The 15614-nt window shown below is 72.2% G+C and carries 11 protein-coding genes; all 11 read right to left on the reverse strand.

The window, feature by feature from the left end; genetic code table 11:
- Position 1: 1 nt before the first annotated feature.
- The gene (locus tag CP984_RS26580; RefSeq protein WP_030179688.1) at positions 2-2905 is read right to left on the reverse strand and encodes a serine/threonine-protein kinase; all 2904 of its coding nucleotides are present in this window, start codon (positions 2903-2905) and stop codon (positions 2-4) included.
- Positions 2902-4245 (reverse strand): hypothetical protein, encoded by a 1344-nt coding sequence (locus tag CP984_RS26585; protein WP_003982419.1) that lies wholly within the window; start codon positions 4243-4245, stop codon positions 2902-2904. The genes CP984_RS26580 and CP984_RS26585 overlap by 4 nt, the downstream gene beginning before the upstream one ends.
- A gap of 351 nt (positions 4246-4596) precedes the next feature.
- Positions 4597-5589, reverse strand: coding sequence for a glutamate ABC transporter substrate-binding protein (locus CP984_RS26590; RefSeq protein WP_030179692.1), 993 nt, complete (start codon positions 5587-5589; stop codon positions 4597-4599).
- Positions 5590-5612: 23 nt separating this feature from the next.
- Positions 5613-7091, reverse strand: coding sequence for a hypothetical protein (locus tag CP984_RS26595; protein WP_003982421.1), 1479 nt, complete (start codon positions 7089-7091; stop codon positions 5613-5615).
- A 694-nt stretch (positions 7092-7785) separates the two neighbouring features.
- A complete protein-coding gene (locus tag CP984_RS26600) occupies positions 7786-8766 on the reverse strand; it encodes an N-acetylglucosamine kinase (RefSeq protein WP_003982422.1) in 981 nt (326 codons plus the stop codon).
- 146 nt (positions 8767-8912) lie between these two features.
- Entirely contained in the window at positions 8913-10166 is a 1254-nt protein-coding gene (locus CP984_RS26605) for a 6-phospho-beta-glucosidase (protein ID WP_030179695.1), read from the reverse strand.
- A 68-nt stretch (positions 10167-10234) separates the two neighbouring features.
- Positions 10235-11143 (reverse strand): carbohydrate ABC transporter permease, encoded by a 909-nt coding sequence (locus CP984_RS26610; RefSeq protein ID WP_003982424.1) that lies wholly within the window; start codon positions 11141-11143, stop codon positions 10235-10237.
- A 6-nt stretch (positions 11144-11149) separates the two neighbouring features.
- Positions 11150-12139 (reverse strand): carbohydrate ABC transporter permease, encoded by a 990-nt coding sequence (locus CP984_RS26615; RefSeq protein ID WP_003982425.1) that lies wholly within the window; start codon positions 12137-12139, stop codon positions 11150-11152.
- Between the two features lie 12 nt (positions 12140-12151).
- Positions 12152-13492: an ABC transporter substrate-binding protein gene (locus CP984_RS26620; RefSeq protein ID WP_003982426.1), complete on the reverse strand. Its 1341-nt coding sequence runs from the start codon at positions 13490-13492 to the stop codon at positions 12152-12154.
- A 271-nt stretch (positions 13493-13763) separates the two neighbouring features.
- Positions 13764-14900: an ROK family transcriptional regulator gene (locus CP984_RS26630; protein ID WP_003982427.1), complete on the reverse strand. Its 1137-nt coding sequence runs from the start codon at positions 14898-14900 to the stop codon at positions 13764-13766.
- A gap of 135 nt (positions 14901-15035) precedes the next feature.
- Positions 15036-15467, reverse strand: coding sequence for an ATP-binding protein (locus CP984_RS26635; RefSeq protein WP_003982428.1), 432 nt, complete (start codon positions 15465-15467; stop codon positions 15036-15038).
- Positions 15468-15614: the final 147 nt, after the last annotated feature.

Consider the following 15614-nt stretch of genomic DNA (forward strand, 5'->3'; position numbering starts at 1 on the left):
GTCACACCCACGTCCTGGGGCGGAAGCGGTTGGCCCGTTCCACCAGCTCGATCCTTTCCTCGCCGCGCTGCGCCAGCCGCGCGAGCAGTCTGAACGACCGCTCCAGGCCGAAGCGCAGGCCGCGTTCGTCCAGTGCGCTGCCGAGCAGACCGGGCCGGGCGGCGGTGCCGCCGGAACCGGGGTCCTGAGCCCCGGACGGCAATGTACGCCCCCGCTGCTCGGCACCGCGGCTACCGGAGAGTACCCAGTCGAGCGCGCAGCCCAGCACCTCGGTCGTCAGCCGCTCGCGGCGCTCCGCGTCCAGCCCGGACTCCGCCAGCCGCTCGACCTCCCCGGCCGCCGCCCGCAGGTCCTCCAGGAGTGCGTCCTTGGCGGAGCGCTGCCGCAGCCGGGCCCGGATCGCCGCGATGCGCGCGGCAGTGTAGTGAATGGAGGATTCCGGTACGGATTCGAGCGCGGCCACCGCGCCGGCCCGGTCACCCTCCGCGAGCCGCACCCGCGCCAGCCCGAACGCCGCGCTCACATAACTGTGGTCGGCCGCCCACACCAGCCGGTAGTACTCCGCCGCGTTGTCGAGCTGGCCCAGCACCTCGGCGCAGATGCCGAGCGCCAGCTTCGGCGCGGACTCCCCGGGGAACGCGTCGTACATCGCGTCGAACGACAGCGCCGCCGTCTCGCGGTCGTCGTTCGTCAGCGCCACCAGGCCGCGGTACCAGACGACCCGCCAGTCCGCCGCCCAGTCCCGGTCGGGCTCCGCCTCGATGGCGTGCAGTTCGCGCAGGGCCGCTGCGCCGTCGCCCATCTCCAAGTGGGCGCGCAGTTTTCGCAGCCGCGTCTCTATGGTGTCGGCGGGGGCCGCGCGCAGCGCGCCGATCAGCTCGGCGGGGGCGGCGGCCAGCAGCCCGGCCAGGAAGCCCGCGTTCGGGTCGGCGGGATCGACGCGCGGTACGGGCAGGGCGAGGACGGCCAGCCCGATGTCGAGCGGGCGCAGCACGGGCGCACCGCGCGCCCCGCCGGCCTCCGCCCGCGGGCCGGTCGCCGAGGTGATCTCGTACGCGACCTGGGCGGGAACGGCGGGCTGGGTGCCCCGCCCGGCCGGGGCCGCGACCGGGCCGGCCACGATGCCCGAACCGCTGCCGGATCCCGTACCGCCGACGGTGGCCGGGACGCCGGAAGGCCCCCCGCCGCCGATCTCGCCCGGGGCACCGATGCCGGTGGCCGGACCGACGACCGCGTTCCCGGAGCGACGGCCCGGTCGAAACGGCCACGCCGTACGCCCGTTGGCGCCCGCCCGGCGCCGTCCGGCCGCCACCGTACGGGCACCCAGCAGGGAGGTGTCCCCCTCCGCCCGCGCCACCACATCCGTGTCCACGACGCGCAGCTCCGGCCCGAACAGCGTGGACAGCGAGGGCCGCTGCTCGCCCGTCTGGAGCGCCACGACCTCCCGCAGCACCCCCGTCAGCTGCTCCGCCATCTCCTCCGCCGAGGAGAAGCGCCGCGCCGGATCGGGGTCGGTGGCCCGTACCAGGAGGCGGTAGAAGGACTCGTACGTACGGAAGACCTCGATGTGGTCCGGGTCGGGCAGCGAGTCCACGAAGACGTTCGTGTAGCCCTGGAAGTCGAAGGTGAGCACGGCGAGGGTGCGCGCGACCGTGTAGAGGTCGGAGGCGACGGACGGGCCCGACTCGGCGACCTCGGGCGCCTGGTAGCCGATCGTGCCGTAGATCGCGCTCTCGTGGTCGTCCATCCGGCGGACCGCGCCCATGTCGATCAGCTTGAGCTGGTCGTGCTGCTGGATGGCGTTGTCGACCTTGAAGTCGCAGTACAGGAGGTTGCGGCTGTGCAGGTGGCCGAGCGCCTCCAGGGCCTCGATGCCGTACGCGCACGCCTGCTCGACCGGCAGCGGGTCGCGGCGCCCGTGCGGTGTGCGCCGTTCGTTGGCGATGTCCTTGAGGGACTTGCCGCCGACGTACTCCATGACGATGTAGCCGTCCAGGCTGCCGGTCGTACGGTCCAGGTGCTCGACGAAGTTGTAGATGCGGACGATGTTGGAGTGCTCGATCTCGGCGAGGAAGCGGCGCTCGGACGCGGCCGCCGCCAGCGCCTCCTCGTCGCCGGTGTCCAGCAGGCCCTTGAGGACCACCCAGCGGTCGGAGACCGCGCGGTCGATGGCCAGGTAGATCCAGCCCAGGCCGCCGTGCGCCAGACAGCCGACGACCTCGTAGCTGCCGTGCACCACGTCGCCGGGGCGCAGCTTGGGCACGAAGCTGTACGGGTGGCCGCACTTGGTGCAGAAACCTTCCGTACGGCCGGGCCGGTCGCCGCGCGCCCGCCCCACCGGGGCGCCGCAGTCGCTACGGCTGCAGAACCGCTTGCGCTCGGGGACCTCCGGGTTCTCCAGGACGGCCGTACGCGGATCGGGCCGCGGCACCTCCGGCACCGACACCAGCCCGGCGCCCAGCCGCCCGCGCGCCGGTCCGGAGCCGCTGCCGCGGCCGGCGCTGCGCACGGACACCGGCATCGAGCGCGTCGAGGTGCCCGACAGGGAGCGGGAGAGCCGGCCGGAGACGGAGCGGCGCGAGGTCGCGGAACGCGCGGAAGCGGAGGTCCGGCCTTCGCCGGAGGCGGAGCCGGTGGATCCGGAGCCGTCGGGGCCTGTGCCCCCGGAGCCCGCGGAACCCCCGGAGCCCTCAGACCCCTGAGAACCGCCACCCCCCGAACCCCAGTCCCGGCCCCTCCGCCCCGCCGTAACCCCCGTAGGCGGCGACCCCACCATCCCGTCCGGCGACACGACCGGGGCCAGTCCGCACGTGTCGCAGTACAGTTCGCCGGCGCCCACGTCCTCGTATGTGCCGGGGCAGTCGCGCCGCTGGCACGGGGCGCCGCCGGTGTGCTCCTCGGTCATGCTTCCCCCTGTGGTCCGTCCGCCGGTCCGGGGCCCGGGTCCGGCGGCAGCAGTGCCTCGGCCACCGCCTGCTGGTAGCGCAGCACCGCGTGCTCGGCCGCCCGCAGGTCGCACGGCGCGCTCCACAGCATGCGCCGCGCGACGTCGTACCGCTCGGTCAGCAGCGGGTCCTCGGCCAGGCCGTGCCGCGCGGCCTTGGCCTTGTACGCGTCCAGGCGCCCGCGCAGCTCGGCCCGTACGGCCAGCGGCGCGGTGACCGCCGTCAGGGACTCGCGGGCGCGGTGCAGTTCGTCCTCGGCGCGCTGTTCCAGGCTGTCGAGGAGGGGCGAGAGGCGGTGCCACTGGGCGTGCCGGCGGTACTCGGCGGCGGTGGTCAGCTGCTCGTGCAGCGCGGTGGGCGGGCCGCTGACGGCGGGCACCTCGGATGCGGCGATCTTCGCGAGCACTTCGCCGCGCGCCTGCCGCGCCTCGGTGAGCGTACGGTCCGCCCGGGACAGCACGTCGCGCAGCTGCATCAGCCGCCGCTCCGCGTCCTGCCGTACGTCCAGTACGGCTTCGATCTCCCGCCGGGCGTCCTCCAGGGCGCGTGCCGCGCGGTCGTAGCGGGCGGTGTCCGGGCGGCCGCCGCCGGGCGCGGCGCTGCGGTCGGCGTCCGGGGACCAGAAGGCCAGCGGGTCGGAGATCACTTGGGCGCGCAGCTGCGTCAGTTCGTAGGTGATCCGCTCCAGGTCGTCGCCGGCCGGGTGCTCCCCTGGGCGTACGCCGACCGACCGCGCCAGGGACAGTGTGCGCCGCAGTTCGGCGGCGAGCAGGTCTATCCGGGCGGGCAGCGCGGACCATACGGCGTCGGCGGAGACGATGACGTCCAGCGCCGCCGCGTACAGCGTGTTCATCCGCCCGACCAGTTCCTCCAGGCTGAACTGTTCGCTCAGCCGGGCGGGGCCGCCGAACTGCGCGGTGCCCGTGGTGGCCGCGCCGGGGACCGTGACGCGGGCGCCGCGGAGCAGTTCGGTCAGTTCGGCCAGGTCGTCGGGGGACGGCCAGCGGCGGCGGGCGCGCAGCTCGCGGGCGGCGGTGAGGGCTGCCGTGTACGCGTCGAAGTGTGCCCACAGGACGGTGATGGACTGTTCGGTGGCGGCCCAGCGGTCCTTGGTGACGCCGGTGAGTTCGGCGCCCTCCAGGAGGCGGCGGCCCGCGTGGTCCTGGAGGGCGAGCAGCGAGGTCTCGATCGCCTCGTACTCGGCAGCGAGCCGGCCCAGGGCACGGTCCACCTCCTCCCGGTCCATCACCGGGGTGTGGGGCTTCCCCGGCGAGCCGGGGAAGGATCCGGGGACCCCCATCGATCACCTCTCCAAGTGCGTGTGGTGCGCGGCGGCCGTCGCGTCCGTCGCGGCTGGTCGTACGGCGGTACGGCTGCGGTCGCGGCGCCCGCGGTCGCGGCGCCCGCGGTCCGGCGGCACTGCTGCCTCCGGCGGCGTCGCCTGTCCTCCCGTGCTCACGTCCTTCCCCCTTCCGTGCCCCGCGGGCTCTGTCCATGGTGACGCCACCGGCGGGCGAACGCCGTTCCATGGCAGGGCGCCTCGCCCCGCCATCTGCCGACGGCACCGCCGCGCGCCGCCCGTTGACGCGGCACATCGCCGGTCCCGCCACGCGCCGCCCCGTACGCGGCGCTCGCCCGGCCCCCGCACGGATCAGTCGCTGTACTGGGGCTCGGGCGCCTTGGATATGCCGGGGAGGTCCGCCTGGAGCCACTGCCTGTAGGCGGCCATCCACCGGCTCCCGCCGCCGCCCTCGCGGTAGTTCTCCAGCACCTGGTTGACCCGCCGCACCAGGTCGGTGTCGGCGCGGTTGACCGCGACGCCGTACGGCTCGTCGGTGAACGGCTTCCCCTTCAGCTGCACCGTCGGGTCCTGCGCGGCCTGCGCCGCGGCCAGCGCGTTGTCCGTCACCACCGCGTCGGCCTCGCCGAGCTGGAGGCGCACCAGGCAGTCGAGCTGGTTCGGTACGGTCACGACCCGGGCGCCGTGCCGCTCCTCGGCCAGCCGGGTCTCGCCCGTCGAACCGGCCGCCGTGCAGACCCGCTTGCCCTTCAGTGAGTCGTCGAAGCCCGTGATCCGCGCGTTGATGGGCGCCAGCACCTGCTGGCCGCCCTGGAAGTACGCGGTCGAGAAGGCCACCTGCCGCTTGCGGGCGCAGTTGATCGTCATGGTCCGTACGACCAGGTCGACGGTGCGCTTCTGGAGCGCGGGAATGCGCTGGCTGGTGGGGATCGCCCGGAACGTGATCTTCGGGTCGGGGCCGAGGATGTCCTCGGCGATCGCCCGCGCCAGGGTGATGTCGAAGCCCTCCAGATCGCCGGTGGCCGGGTTGCGGTAGCCCCAGCGGTAGGTGTTCTGGTCGACACCGACGATCAGCCGCCCCCGGGCCTTGATCCGGTCCACCGCCGGGCCGCCCTCAGGGGAGGGCCGCAGGCTCGCGGCGGCGTTGGCGGGGGTGCAGTCCGCCGCCGCGGCGTCGGCGCGGGCGCTGTGCGTCCCGTACGGCGCGGGGCGGGGCGCCGGGCCGTCGCCGCCGCCCAGGACGGGGATGAGGACGGCGGCCGTCGCCGCCATCACGCACACCCCGGCCGCCACCGGGGCCAGCGCGGCCCGCAGGTTCCGCAAACCTCTCGCCCGCGTCGTCATGTCCCCATCACCAGGCCGCCCCATCACCGGTACTCCGAAAGCCTGCGCCCGATGCCCAGCACCGCGCCCGTCGCCCCCAGGAGGGCCAGCACCACGGCGCCCGTCACCAGCCCCGTCAGCGCCCCGCGCCCGTCGTCGGCCGCCTGTCTGAGCTGTCGCTGCTCGTGGTCCAGCGCGCCGGCCAGCTGGGTGTCCACCCGGTCGAAGGACTGCCCGGTCGCCGCGCCGCCGCCGATCACCTTGGCCAGCGCCCGGTCGTAGTCGCCCTGGTCATCGGCGGCGCGGGCCTCGGCATGCCGCGCCTGCCACTGCCGTACGGTCTCGACCGCTTCCTGTACGGGGCGCCGGCCCGCGTCGTCGTCGGCGAGCGCCAGGGCCGAGCCCAGCTTGCTGTCCGCCGCCGCGGCGCCGCTCCGGCCCGCGCCCGCCAGGTCCTTCATGCCGGTGCGGTAGCCGACCTCGTAGAAGTCCTGCTGGTCCTTGGTGACCACGGCGCCGCGCGCGACCAGGGTCAGGTTCTCGTCGCCGCGGGCCTGGAGGGCGTCGATGCGCGCCTCGTTGAGGACGTTCAGCGAGCGGGCGCCGTCCTCGTACGACGTGTTCAGGCCCGCGCGGGCCACGGAATGGCCGACCGCAAGCCACAGCAGGACGACGGCGGACGCGGTCGTGGCCGCCAGCAGGCCGTGGTTGAACACCCGGTTCGTGCGGCGATAGTTGCGCCGCTGGGCCCAGACGAGAGCGCCGAGCGCCACCACGCCGGCGGAGAGCGCCAGCCAGGGCCACGCTTTCGCCGAGTCGTAGTCCGCCCTGAGGTGCGCCGTCTCGGCCACGTACAACTCACGAGCCGCCGGGAGGAGTTCGCCGCGCATCTGCGCGTTGGCGTAGCGCAGGTAGGCGCCGCCGAGGGGGAGGCCCTGGCGGTTGTTGGTGCGGGCCGTCTCGACCAGGCCCGTATACCGGGGGAGGAGGCTGTTGAGCTTCCCGATCTGGCGGGCGGCGGTGTCCGAACCGCTCGTGTTGGACGCTGCTTTGGCCAGCAGCCGCGCGGCCATGGCGATGTCGGCCTCGTACCGGTTGCGGGTGGCCTGGGTCTCCTTGCCGCCCGCCAGGAAGCCGCTCGCGGCGGTGGTGTCGGCGTCGGCGAGGGAGCGGTAGATGTCCGCGGCGTCCGCGCTCAGGGGCTGGCTGCGCTCCACCACGTCGCGCGCGGCAGCGGCCCGGTCGGTGACCTGCCAGGCCGTCGCGGCACCGAACGCCACGACCAGGAAGGCCAGTACGGCCCCGATGATCCGCAGCCGGCCGGGCTCGGTCGTGGCGGCGGCCCGCAGCTGGTCCACGCCGTCGGCCCATGCCGTACGCCGCCGGACGGCACCCGCACCCGCGCCCGTACCCGAAGAGAGGGCGGAACCGGGCCCCGCGAAGGTGCCCGAACCGGCGGCGGAGGGGCCGGGGACGGGGGCGTGGCCGGACGGCGGCGCAGTGCCGGTCTGCGGGTTGGACACGGAACCTCCCCCTGGTCGCGGACGGCGGCCCCGGCCCCGTGCGACGGGCGCACGGGAACAGTTGCACGGCCAGCAGTCAGTATGGCCGCAGGGACTGACAACCACACCGTTATTGCCTGGATCATGTGCGGATCGGGCCCCGCCGAACCCTCCCGCCCGGCGGGCATCCGTGTTCCCCCGCCCTCCACCACGCACGGCTCGTCGGTAACGGTTCCCGAAAGGACACGCGTGTACGGAAATCGCCGTATACGGCGGGGAATCCGGACTCTGGCCGCTGGGCACGGACGGAACCCGCTCCCGACTGCGAGGCGTGAGCGGAACCCGCCTCGGCCGCGGGGCCCGGACCGAGCTCGCTCCCGGCCGCGAGGCGCGGGCAGCACCCGCCAGCGGCCGGAAGGCGAGGGCGGAACCCGCCCCCCGACGGGTCCCACCCGGCCTGTACGTGGGAGGGCGGACGGCGGTCGCGTCGGGGGCCGAGGCGCTGGGCAACGCTCCCGCCGCCGAAACGATCCCGCCTGACAACTCCCCCGAGTGGGGGAACGATCGGGGCGGGCGGAAGGATCCCGCCAGGCGGAAGGAGCCCGGCGGCCGGAAGGGCCCGGCAGGCGGAAGGGCCCCGGCGGCCGGAAGAACCCCGCCAGCCGGAAAGATCCCCCCGCCAAGCCCCTCCTCAGCTCCCCACACCGCCCGCTCCTCAACCCCCTGCCCCACCCCCGCCAAACCCCTCCCGGACCCGCTCATACGCCTCCGCCCCCGCTCCGGCCCGGTCCAGTGCGTGCAGGGCCGCGCCCAGTACGGGGGGCTCCGTGACCACGCGCGGTTCCGCCTTCGGGGCCCGCTCCGCCAGCAGGCGGGCCAGTTCGTCGTGCAGGAGCGGGTGCCGGGCGGCCAGTACGCCGCCGCCCAGGACCAGCGGCGTCGGCTCGTCCAGTAGGTCCAGCCGGCCCAGCGCCACCGACGCCAGCAGCGCGATCTCCTCCGCCTGCCGCTGCACCAGGGCCCGCGCCACCGCGTCGCCGGACGCGGCCACTTCGAACAGCAGCGGCGTCAGCCCGAAACGGCGCTCCCGGGGAATGCGCCCCAGGTGGAGCGCTTCGATCAGCTCCGGCATGGTGGTCAGCCCGAAGTGGGCCGGAACCTCGCGGGCCAGCGCGCTCGGCTCGCCGCGCCCGTCGTCGGCCCGCGCCGCCCACCACAGCGCCTCCTCGGCAAGGTGCCCGCCACCGCCCCAGTCGCCGGAGATCCGCCCGATGGACGGGAACCGGGCGGTGCGGCCGTCGTGTCCCAGGCCCACGCAGTTGATGCCGGCGCCGCACACCACCGCGACGCCGACCGGTTCGCCGCGGTCCGACAGCCCGGTGCGCAGCAGCGCGAAGGTGTCGTTGGCGACGGTGACCGTACGGGCCCAGCCGTACGAGGTGATCTCCGCGGCCAGCTCCGCCTCCTCTACGGGCAGGTCGGCGTTGGCCAGGTAGGCGGACACCTGGCTCACCGGCCCGGTGACGCCGGCCCGTTCCCGTACCGCTTCCACCAGCGCCGCCAGGTCGCCGACGGCCCGCGCGACGCCGACCACCGGCGGCTGGAAACCGCCGCCGCGGGCCGTCGCCAGCACCGTCCCGTCCGCGCCGACCAGCGCCACGTCGGTCTTGCTGTTGCCCGCGTCGACGGCAAGCATCAGCCCGCCGGCATGCGTATCGGCTCCGGTCGGCCCGGCCGGTTGATGAACCGTTCCGCCACCCCCGGAGGACACCGTTCCGCCACCCTCGTAAGACACCACCTCATCACCCCCGTAAGGCACCGCCCCACCCCCCTCACCCTTGCTCAGAGCCACGTGAGGTGCTCCCGGTTGTGCGCGATCAGCTCGTCGGTCAGCCGGTCCGCGTACGCGATCTGGCCGATGAGCGGGTGGGCGAGCAGCGCCTCGAAGATCCGGTCCCGGCCACCCTTCAGGGCCGCTTCCAGCGCGAGGTGCTCGTACGCGGTGACGTTGGCGATCAGCCCGGAGTACAGCGGCTCCAGCGGCCGTACGGGCAGCGGCTTCGCCCCGCCGGCCCCCATCGTCGCCGGCACCTCGATCACCGCGTCGTCGGGCAGGAAGGGCAGGGTTCCGTTGTTGACCGTGTTCACAATCTGTACGTCGCCGGTGTCGCCCAGCAGCGCGGAGGTCAGCGCCACCGCCGCCTCCGAGTAGAACGCGCCGCCGCGCTTGCCCAGCAGCTCGGGCTTCTCGTCCAGCGACGGATCGCCGTACATCTCCAGCAGCTGCTTCTCGATGGCGGCCACCTCCGCCGCCCGCGACGGCTTGCTGCGCAGTTCCTCCACGACCTCGTCGTGCTGGTAGTAGTAGCGCAGGTAGTACGACGGTACGACGCCGAGCCGCTCCACGAGCGAGCGCGGCATGTGCAGGTCCTCGGCGATGGCCGCACCGTGCTCGGTGATCAGCCGGGGCAGTACGTCCTCGCCGTCCACCCGTACGGCGCGCTCCCACGTCAGATGGTTCAGCCCGACGTGCTCCAGCTCCACGCGCTCAGGCGCGACGCCCAGTAGCCGCGCGAACTTGCGCTGGAATCCGATGGCCACGTTGCACAGACCTACGGCCTTGTGGCCGTGCGACAGCAGCGCGCGGGTGACGATGCCGACCGGGTTGGTGAAGTCGACGATCCACGCGTCGGGGTTGCGGCGGCGGATGCGCTCGGCGATGTCCAGGACGACCGGGACGGTGCGCAGTGCCTTGGCGAGACCGCCCGCGCCGGTCGTCTCCTGCCCGACGCAACCGCACTCCAGGGGCCAGGTCTCGTCCTGATTGCGGGCCGCCTGCCCACCGACGCGCAGCTGGAGCAGCACCGCGTCCGCGCCGTCCACCCCCGCGTCGACGTCGGAGGTCCACGAGATACGGCCCGGGTGGCCCTGCTTGGCGAAGATCCGCCGCGCCAGGCCGCCGACCAGCTCCAGCCGGTCGGCCGCCGGGTCGATCAGGACCAGTTCCGCGAGCGGCAGGGCGTCCCGCAGCCGGGCGAACCCGTCGATGAGCTCGGGGGTGTAGGTCGAGCCCCCGCCGACGACGGCGATCTTCAGGCGGGGGTGCGGGGGCGTGCCCCCGGTGGACGGGGAGGTCTCCCCGGTGGACGACAGCATGAAATCGATCAGCCCTTCACTCCGGTGAGCGTGACGCCTTCGACAAAGGCTTTCTGCGCGAAGAAGAACACGATGATGACGGGGGCCATGACGAGCAGCGTCGCGGCCATGGTCAGGTTCCAGTTGACGTTGTGCGCGCTCTTGAACGATTCGAGGCCGTAACTCAACGTCCAGGCGGCCGGGTTCTGCGCGGCGTAGATCTGCGGTCCGAAGTAGTCGTTCCAGCAGTAGAAGAACTGGAACAGCGCCACCGCGGCGATGCCCGGCTTTGCCATCGGGACGACGATGCGCAGCAGCGTACGGACCTCACCGCAGCCGTCCACCTTCGCCGACTCGATGTATTCCTGCGGAATGGTGAGCAGGAACTGCCGCAGCAGGAAGATGGAGTACGCGTCGCCGAACGCCATCGGAATGATGAGCGGCCACAGTGACCCGGACAGGTGCAGCTGCTGCGCCCACACCAGGTACATGGGGATCACGATGACCTGCGGCGGCAGCATCATCGTCGAGATCACCAGCAGCATCGCGATACGCCGGCCCCGGAAACGGAACTTGGCGAGCGCGTACGCCACCGGTATCGCCGAACCGACGGTGAACAGCGTGCCCAGCCCCGCGTACATCAGCGAGTTCCGCCACCAGTCCAGGAAACCGGGGGTGGCGAACACCGTCGCGTAATTCGACCAGTTCCATTCGTGCGGCCACAGTTCGCCGCTCATCGCCTGGTCGTCGCTCATGACGGAGGTCAGGAAGACGAACACGAACGGCAGGACGAAGAACAGCGCGGCCGCGACGGCGACGGAATGCACCGCTATCCAGTGCAGCAGCCGCTTGCGGCGGGCGCGGGACGCGGCGGGCCCCCGGTCGGTGGTGCCGGTGCGCGCGGGGGCACTGCCCGCTCTCAGAGTCGTCGTGGTCATGTCGGTTCAGTCCTCCGCCGGGAGCAGGCCGGCGCGCTTGCGCATCAGCAGGGTGGTGACGGCCATGGCGATCACGAAGAGCACGAGCGAGAGCACGCACGCCGCGCCGGTGTTGAAGTTCTGGAAGCCGAGCGAGTAGACGAGCTGCGGCACGGTGAGGGTGGAGTGGTCCGGGTAGCCGGGCTGGATGACCGTGCCGGGCCCGATGGTGACGCCGGAGGCCAGCTTCCCGGCGACCAGCGCCTGCGTGTAGTACTGCATGGTCTGTACCACCCCGGTGACCACCGCGAACAGCACGATCGGCGTGATCGACGGCCATGTCACGTACCGGAATCTCGCCCAGGCGCCGGCCCCGTCCAGCTCGGCGGCCTCGTACTGCTCCTTCGGTACGTCCAGCAGCGCCGCCATGAAGATCACCATCAGGTCGCCGATGCCCCAGAGGGAGAGCATGACCAGCGACGGTTTGGCCCACGCCGCGTCGTTGAACCAGCCGGGCGCCGGAATGCCGAGCGCCTCCAGGATCTCGTTGACCGGCCCGGTGCCGGGGTTGAGCAGGAAGACGAAGGCGACCGTCGCGGCGACCGGCGGCGCGAGATACGGCAGGTAGAAGGCGGTACGGAAGAAGCCGACCCCCGACTTGATCTTCGTGACGAGCAGGCCGATGCCCAGCCCGAAGACCACGCGCAGCGCGACCATCACCACGACCAGCCACAGCGTGTTCCACAGCGCGGGCCCGAAAAGCGGCATCTGCGTGAAGACGTACTTCCAGTTCCGCAGGCCGACGAAGGACGGCTGCTGGATCTGGTTGTAGTGCATGAACGAGAAATAGACGGTGGCGAGCAGCGGATAGCCGAAGAAGACGCTGAAACCGACCAGCCAGGGGGAGAGGAAACCGAGGGTGCGCAGCCGCTGCCCGCGGTGTTTACGGCGCAGCGCGGGAGCTTTCGGGCGCGGCGCGGTGGCCGCCGGGCGTTCGGGGGATTCGACGAGGGACATGGCAGGACTCCGTCAGTTCACGGACTGGAGATTGTCGGCGTCTATCTGGGCATCGAGGTCACGCAGCCCCTTGCCGAGATCCGGTACCTTCCCGGCCTCGGCGTTGTACGCGAAATCCTGGAACGCCGTGATGTACTGCCCGCCGTTGATGGACGGCGGCATGGCCTGGCTGTGCGGATTCCGAGCGATGTCGATGAACGTACGGAACGACGGATCGGCATCCAGCTTCGGCGACGTGAGCGCCGCGAACGTGGACGGCACATTGTGGATCGCGTTGGCGAACCGCACCACCTGGTCCGTGTCCACGGTCAGGAACCTCACCAGTTCCCACGCCGCGTTCTGGTGCTTGCTGTTGTGCGCGATGCCCGCGACGGTGCCGGTCAGATAGCCCCGCCCGTATGTGTCCGCCTGGTCGTCCGGCACCGGCAGCGGCGCCGTCCCCCAGTCGAACTTCGCCTTGCCCTCCTTCAGCATCAGCCCGCGCCATTCACCGTCCATATGCATGGCCGCCTTCTGCGACATGAAGGAACTCTGCGGCGACATCTCGTCCCCGAACGTCGTACGGAACTTCTCCAGCGCGGCATACCCGCCCTGCGCGTCCATCAACTCTCGCTGCGTGGCGAGGAACTGTCGTGTCCGCGGGTCCTTGGCGAGCTGCGCCTTGCCCTTCTTGTCGAAGTACGTCGGACCCCACTGCGCGAAAAGCCGGTCCGGACTGTTCTGGTACAGCCGGAAGTTGGGCATGAATCCGGCGCGCTCGTACGACCCGCCCGCCTTGCGCTTCGTGAGCTTGGCCGCGTCCCGCTTGAACTCGGACATGGTCCGCGGCGGCCGCTCGATACCGGCCTCCTTGAACGCGTCCTTGTTGTAGTACAGCCCGTACGCGTCCGCGAGCAGCGGCAGGGCGCACTGCTTCCCCTGATAACTCGTGTAATCAAGAAACGTCTTGGGAAAGACCTTCGCCTTCTCCACACCCGTCTTCTTCATGAACGGATCGAGATCCACCCACATACCCGACGAGCAGTACTGCCCCACGTTGTTGGTGGTGAACGACGACACGACGTCCGGCGCGTCGTCCCCGCCGGCCCGCAGCGCCTGGTTCACGGTCTCGTCGGTGACGTTGTTGACCGTCTTCACCTTGATGTTCGGATGCAGCTTCTCGAACCGGGCGATGCTGTCGTCGACCGCCTTCACCTCGGCCGGATTGGACCAGCCGTGCCAGAACTTCAGCGTGACGGGCTGGGTCGGGTCGTCGCGATCGCTGCCGACGCTCGGATTGGCGCAGCCCGAAAGAATCAGACCGGCCCCGGCGAGCGCCGCTGACAGGCAGATGCGCATGCGCAGACGCGGCATGGCGAACTTCCTTTACGGCAAGGGGGATGGCAGGGGGTGGTGCGACTGCGGGGGCGTACGGAGTTCTCGACGCCGGTGGTGGCCCGGGCGCGTACGGCACGCGGGAAGCCCTTCGGGCTCATGATGCTGGTGTTCTCGGTCTGGCGGATGCGCTGACCGCCGGATAATCGACCGGTGGGGGCCGTGGGGGCCGTGGGGGCCGTGGGGGCCGTGGGGGCCGTGGGGGCCATGGGGGCCGTCCGGGCCGTCACCGGCCCTCCGCACCGCCTCATCACGCCGTGTCGAACACGGCGTTACGAGCCTCGGCGAGTGCCGTGTGCAGCGCGCCGGTGAGAATCGGATTCCCCTCGATATTGCTGATCCGAATCTCCGGCCGCGGCAGCGCGAGTCCCGTGAATTCCTCCTCGACCAGCTCCCGCAGCGGTTCCCCGCCCACCTGCGCGACCTCTCCGGAGAGGACCACCAGCCGGGGGTCCACGACGGCGACCACGGCCGCCAGCCCGGTCGCCAGGCGCCGGGCCACCTCGGCGCGCACCCGATCGTCGTCCAGCGCCTCGTCGACCGTACGGACATCCGCCCCGCCGTACTCCCGCGCCAGCTCCACGATGCTCGGCGAGCCGACGAGACGCTGGAAGCCCCCGCCGGCGTCCGGCCGGGCCGCGTCGCGGTCGCCGCCGCGCGCGAGCGGCGCGCCCGGCAGCGGCATATAGCCGATCTCGCCCGCGCCTCCGGTGGCTCCACGCAGCACCTGCCCACCGAGCACGATGGCCGCGCCGACCCCCTCGTCGGCCCACACCAGCACGAAATCGTCGAAGTCCTGCGCGGCGCCCCCGTGCTGCTCGGCGACCGCCGCCAGATTCACGTCGTTCTCGATCACGATCGGTACGCCCAGCACGCCGGCCAGCTCGTCCTTGAGCGCCCGCGCGTGCCAGCCCGGCAGGTGAGGGGCGTACCGCAGCACACCGGTCTGCGGGTCGAGCGCGCCGGGCGTTCCGATCACCGCCCCGTGCAGGCGCTCCCGCGTCAGCCCGGCCTTGTCCAGCGCCCCGTCCACGGCCGAGGCCACCAGCTGCGCCGTCTTGGGCGGCGCGTCCTCCTCCACGGCATCCGTACCGACCCGCTCCTCACCGAGCACGCGCCCGGTGACGTCGGCGACCGCGGCGGTGATCCCACACTGGTCCACGGCGAGCGCGGCCACGTAGGCGGCGTCCGGGTTCACCTCGTACAACTGGGCGTTCGGCCCCGGCCGCCCGGTGACATTGCCCGTCGTACGCACCAGCCCGGCCGCCTCCAGCCGCCCCAGCAACTGCGAAGCGGTGGGCTTGGACAGCCCGGTCAGCGCGCCGATCTGCGTCCGGGTCAACGGCCCCTGCGCCACGAGCAGATCGAGCGCGGCCCGGTCGTTCATGGCCCGCAACACCCGCGGCGTACCAGGAGTCCCCTGCCCGCCCTGCCCTGTGGCCATCACGCCCGCCCCGATTCTCGCTCCGCTGCGATCTGTTAGGAAAGTTTCCAATCGATGCACAGGAACGTAAGCGCCACGTCAGCAGGACGTCAATGGGTCTGGACCATTGACTTTAAGAGCACCCCAGACGGTCTTACCCGGCCCGGGGCGGCCCGTCACTCCCCAGTCGTCCGCCAGCGCGTCAACGAGCACCATGCCCCGGCCGTGTTCGTCGAGTGGTTGGGGTGACCGGATGATGGGCGTGCCGTCCCCTGCGTCCGAGACCTCGATCCGCAGGGTGTCGTCGCCCAATGCGAACCGCACTTCGATCCGCCGCCCGGGCCCGGTGGCGGCCAGGACCGCATTGGAGGCCAGCTCGCCGAGCAACAATTCCCCGGCCTCGACGGTCGCGGGACCGAGTTTCTGTGCAGCGGCCCAATCTCGGAAGGCCCGCCGCGCCTGGCTGGGGCTTCGCCTGTTCCGGGAGAAGCGGTGGGTCACGGAGGCAGGGCGAAGCGAACGCTCGATCATGGCGAACCCCTCAGAGGGTGCGAGAACGGACCTTCAGCAGACTGCACCCATCCAATTACTTCGAGCAACGTTTCTTGGTGCCACGAAAGAGTGAAGTTGTGTTGCGGCCCGCGCTGTGCCTTGGCCAAACTGGCCGCTCGCCAGGGG

Origin of the sequence: Streptomyces rimosus, from assembly GCF_008704655.1 — a bacterium.
Lineage (GTDB): Bacteria > Actinomycetota > Actinomycetes > Streptomycetales > Streptomycetaceae > Streptomyces > Streptomyces rimosus.

Bases quoted from the DNA above. Each gene is read 5' to 3' on its own strand.
- CP984_RS26580 (WP_030179688.1), bottom strand. From the start codon at position 2,905: ATGACCGAGGAGCACACCGGCGGCGCCCCGTGCCAGCGGCGCGACTGC.
- CP984_RS26585 (WP_003982419.1), bottom strand. From the start codon at position 4,245: ATGGGGGTCCCCGGATCCTTCCCCGGCTCGCCGGGGAAGCCCCACACC.
- CP984_RS26590 (WP_030179692.1), bottom strand. From the start codon at position 5,589: ATGACGACGCGGGCGAGAGGTTTGCGGAACCTGCGGGCCGCGCTGGCC.
- CP984_RS26600 (WP_003982422.1), bottom strand. From the start codon at position 8,766: ATGCTTGCCGTCGACGCGGGCAACAGCAAGACCGACGTGGCGCTGGTC.
- CP984_RS26610 (WP_003982424.1), bottom strand. From the start codon at position 11,143: ATGACCACGACGACTCTGAGAGCGGGCAGTGCCCCCGCGCGCACCGGC.
- CP984_RS26615 (WP_003982425.1), bottom strand. From the start codon at position 12,139: ATGTCCCTCGTCGAATCCCCCGAACGCCCGGCGGCCACCGCGCCGCGC.
- CP984_RS26620 (WP_003982426.1), bottom strand. From the start codon at position 13,492: ATGCCGCGTCTGCGCATGCGCATCTGCCTGTCAGCGGCGCTCGCCGGG.
- CP984_RS26630 (WP_003982427.1), bottom strand. From the start codon at position 14,900: ATGAACGACCGGGCCGCGCTCGATCTGCTCGTGGCGCAGGGGCCGTTG.
- CP984_RS26635 (WP_003982428.1), bottom strand. From the start codon at position 15,467: ATGATCGAGCGTTCGCTTCGCCCTGCCTCCGTGACCCACCGCTTCTCC.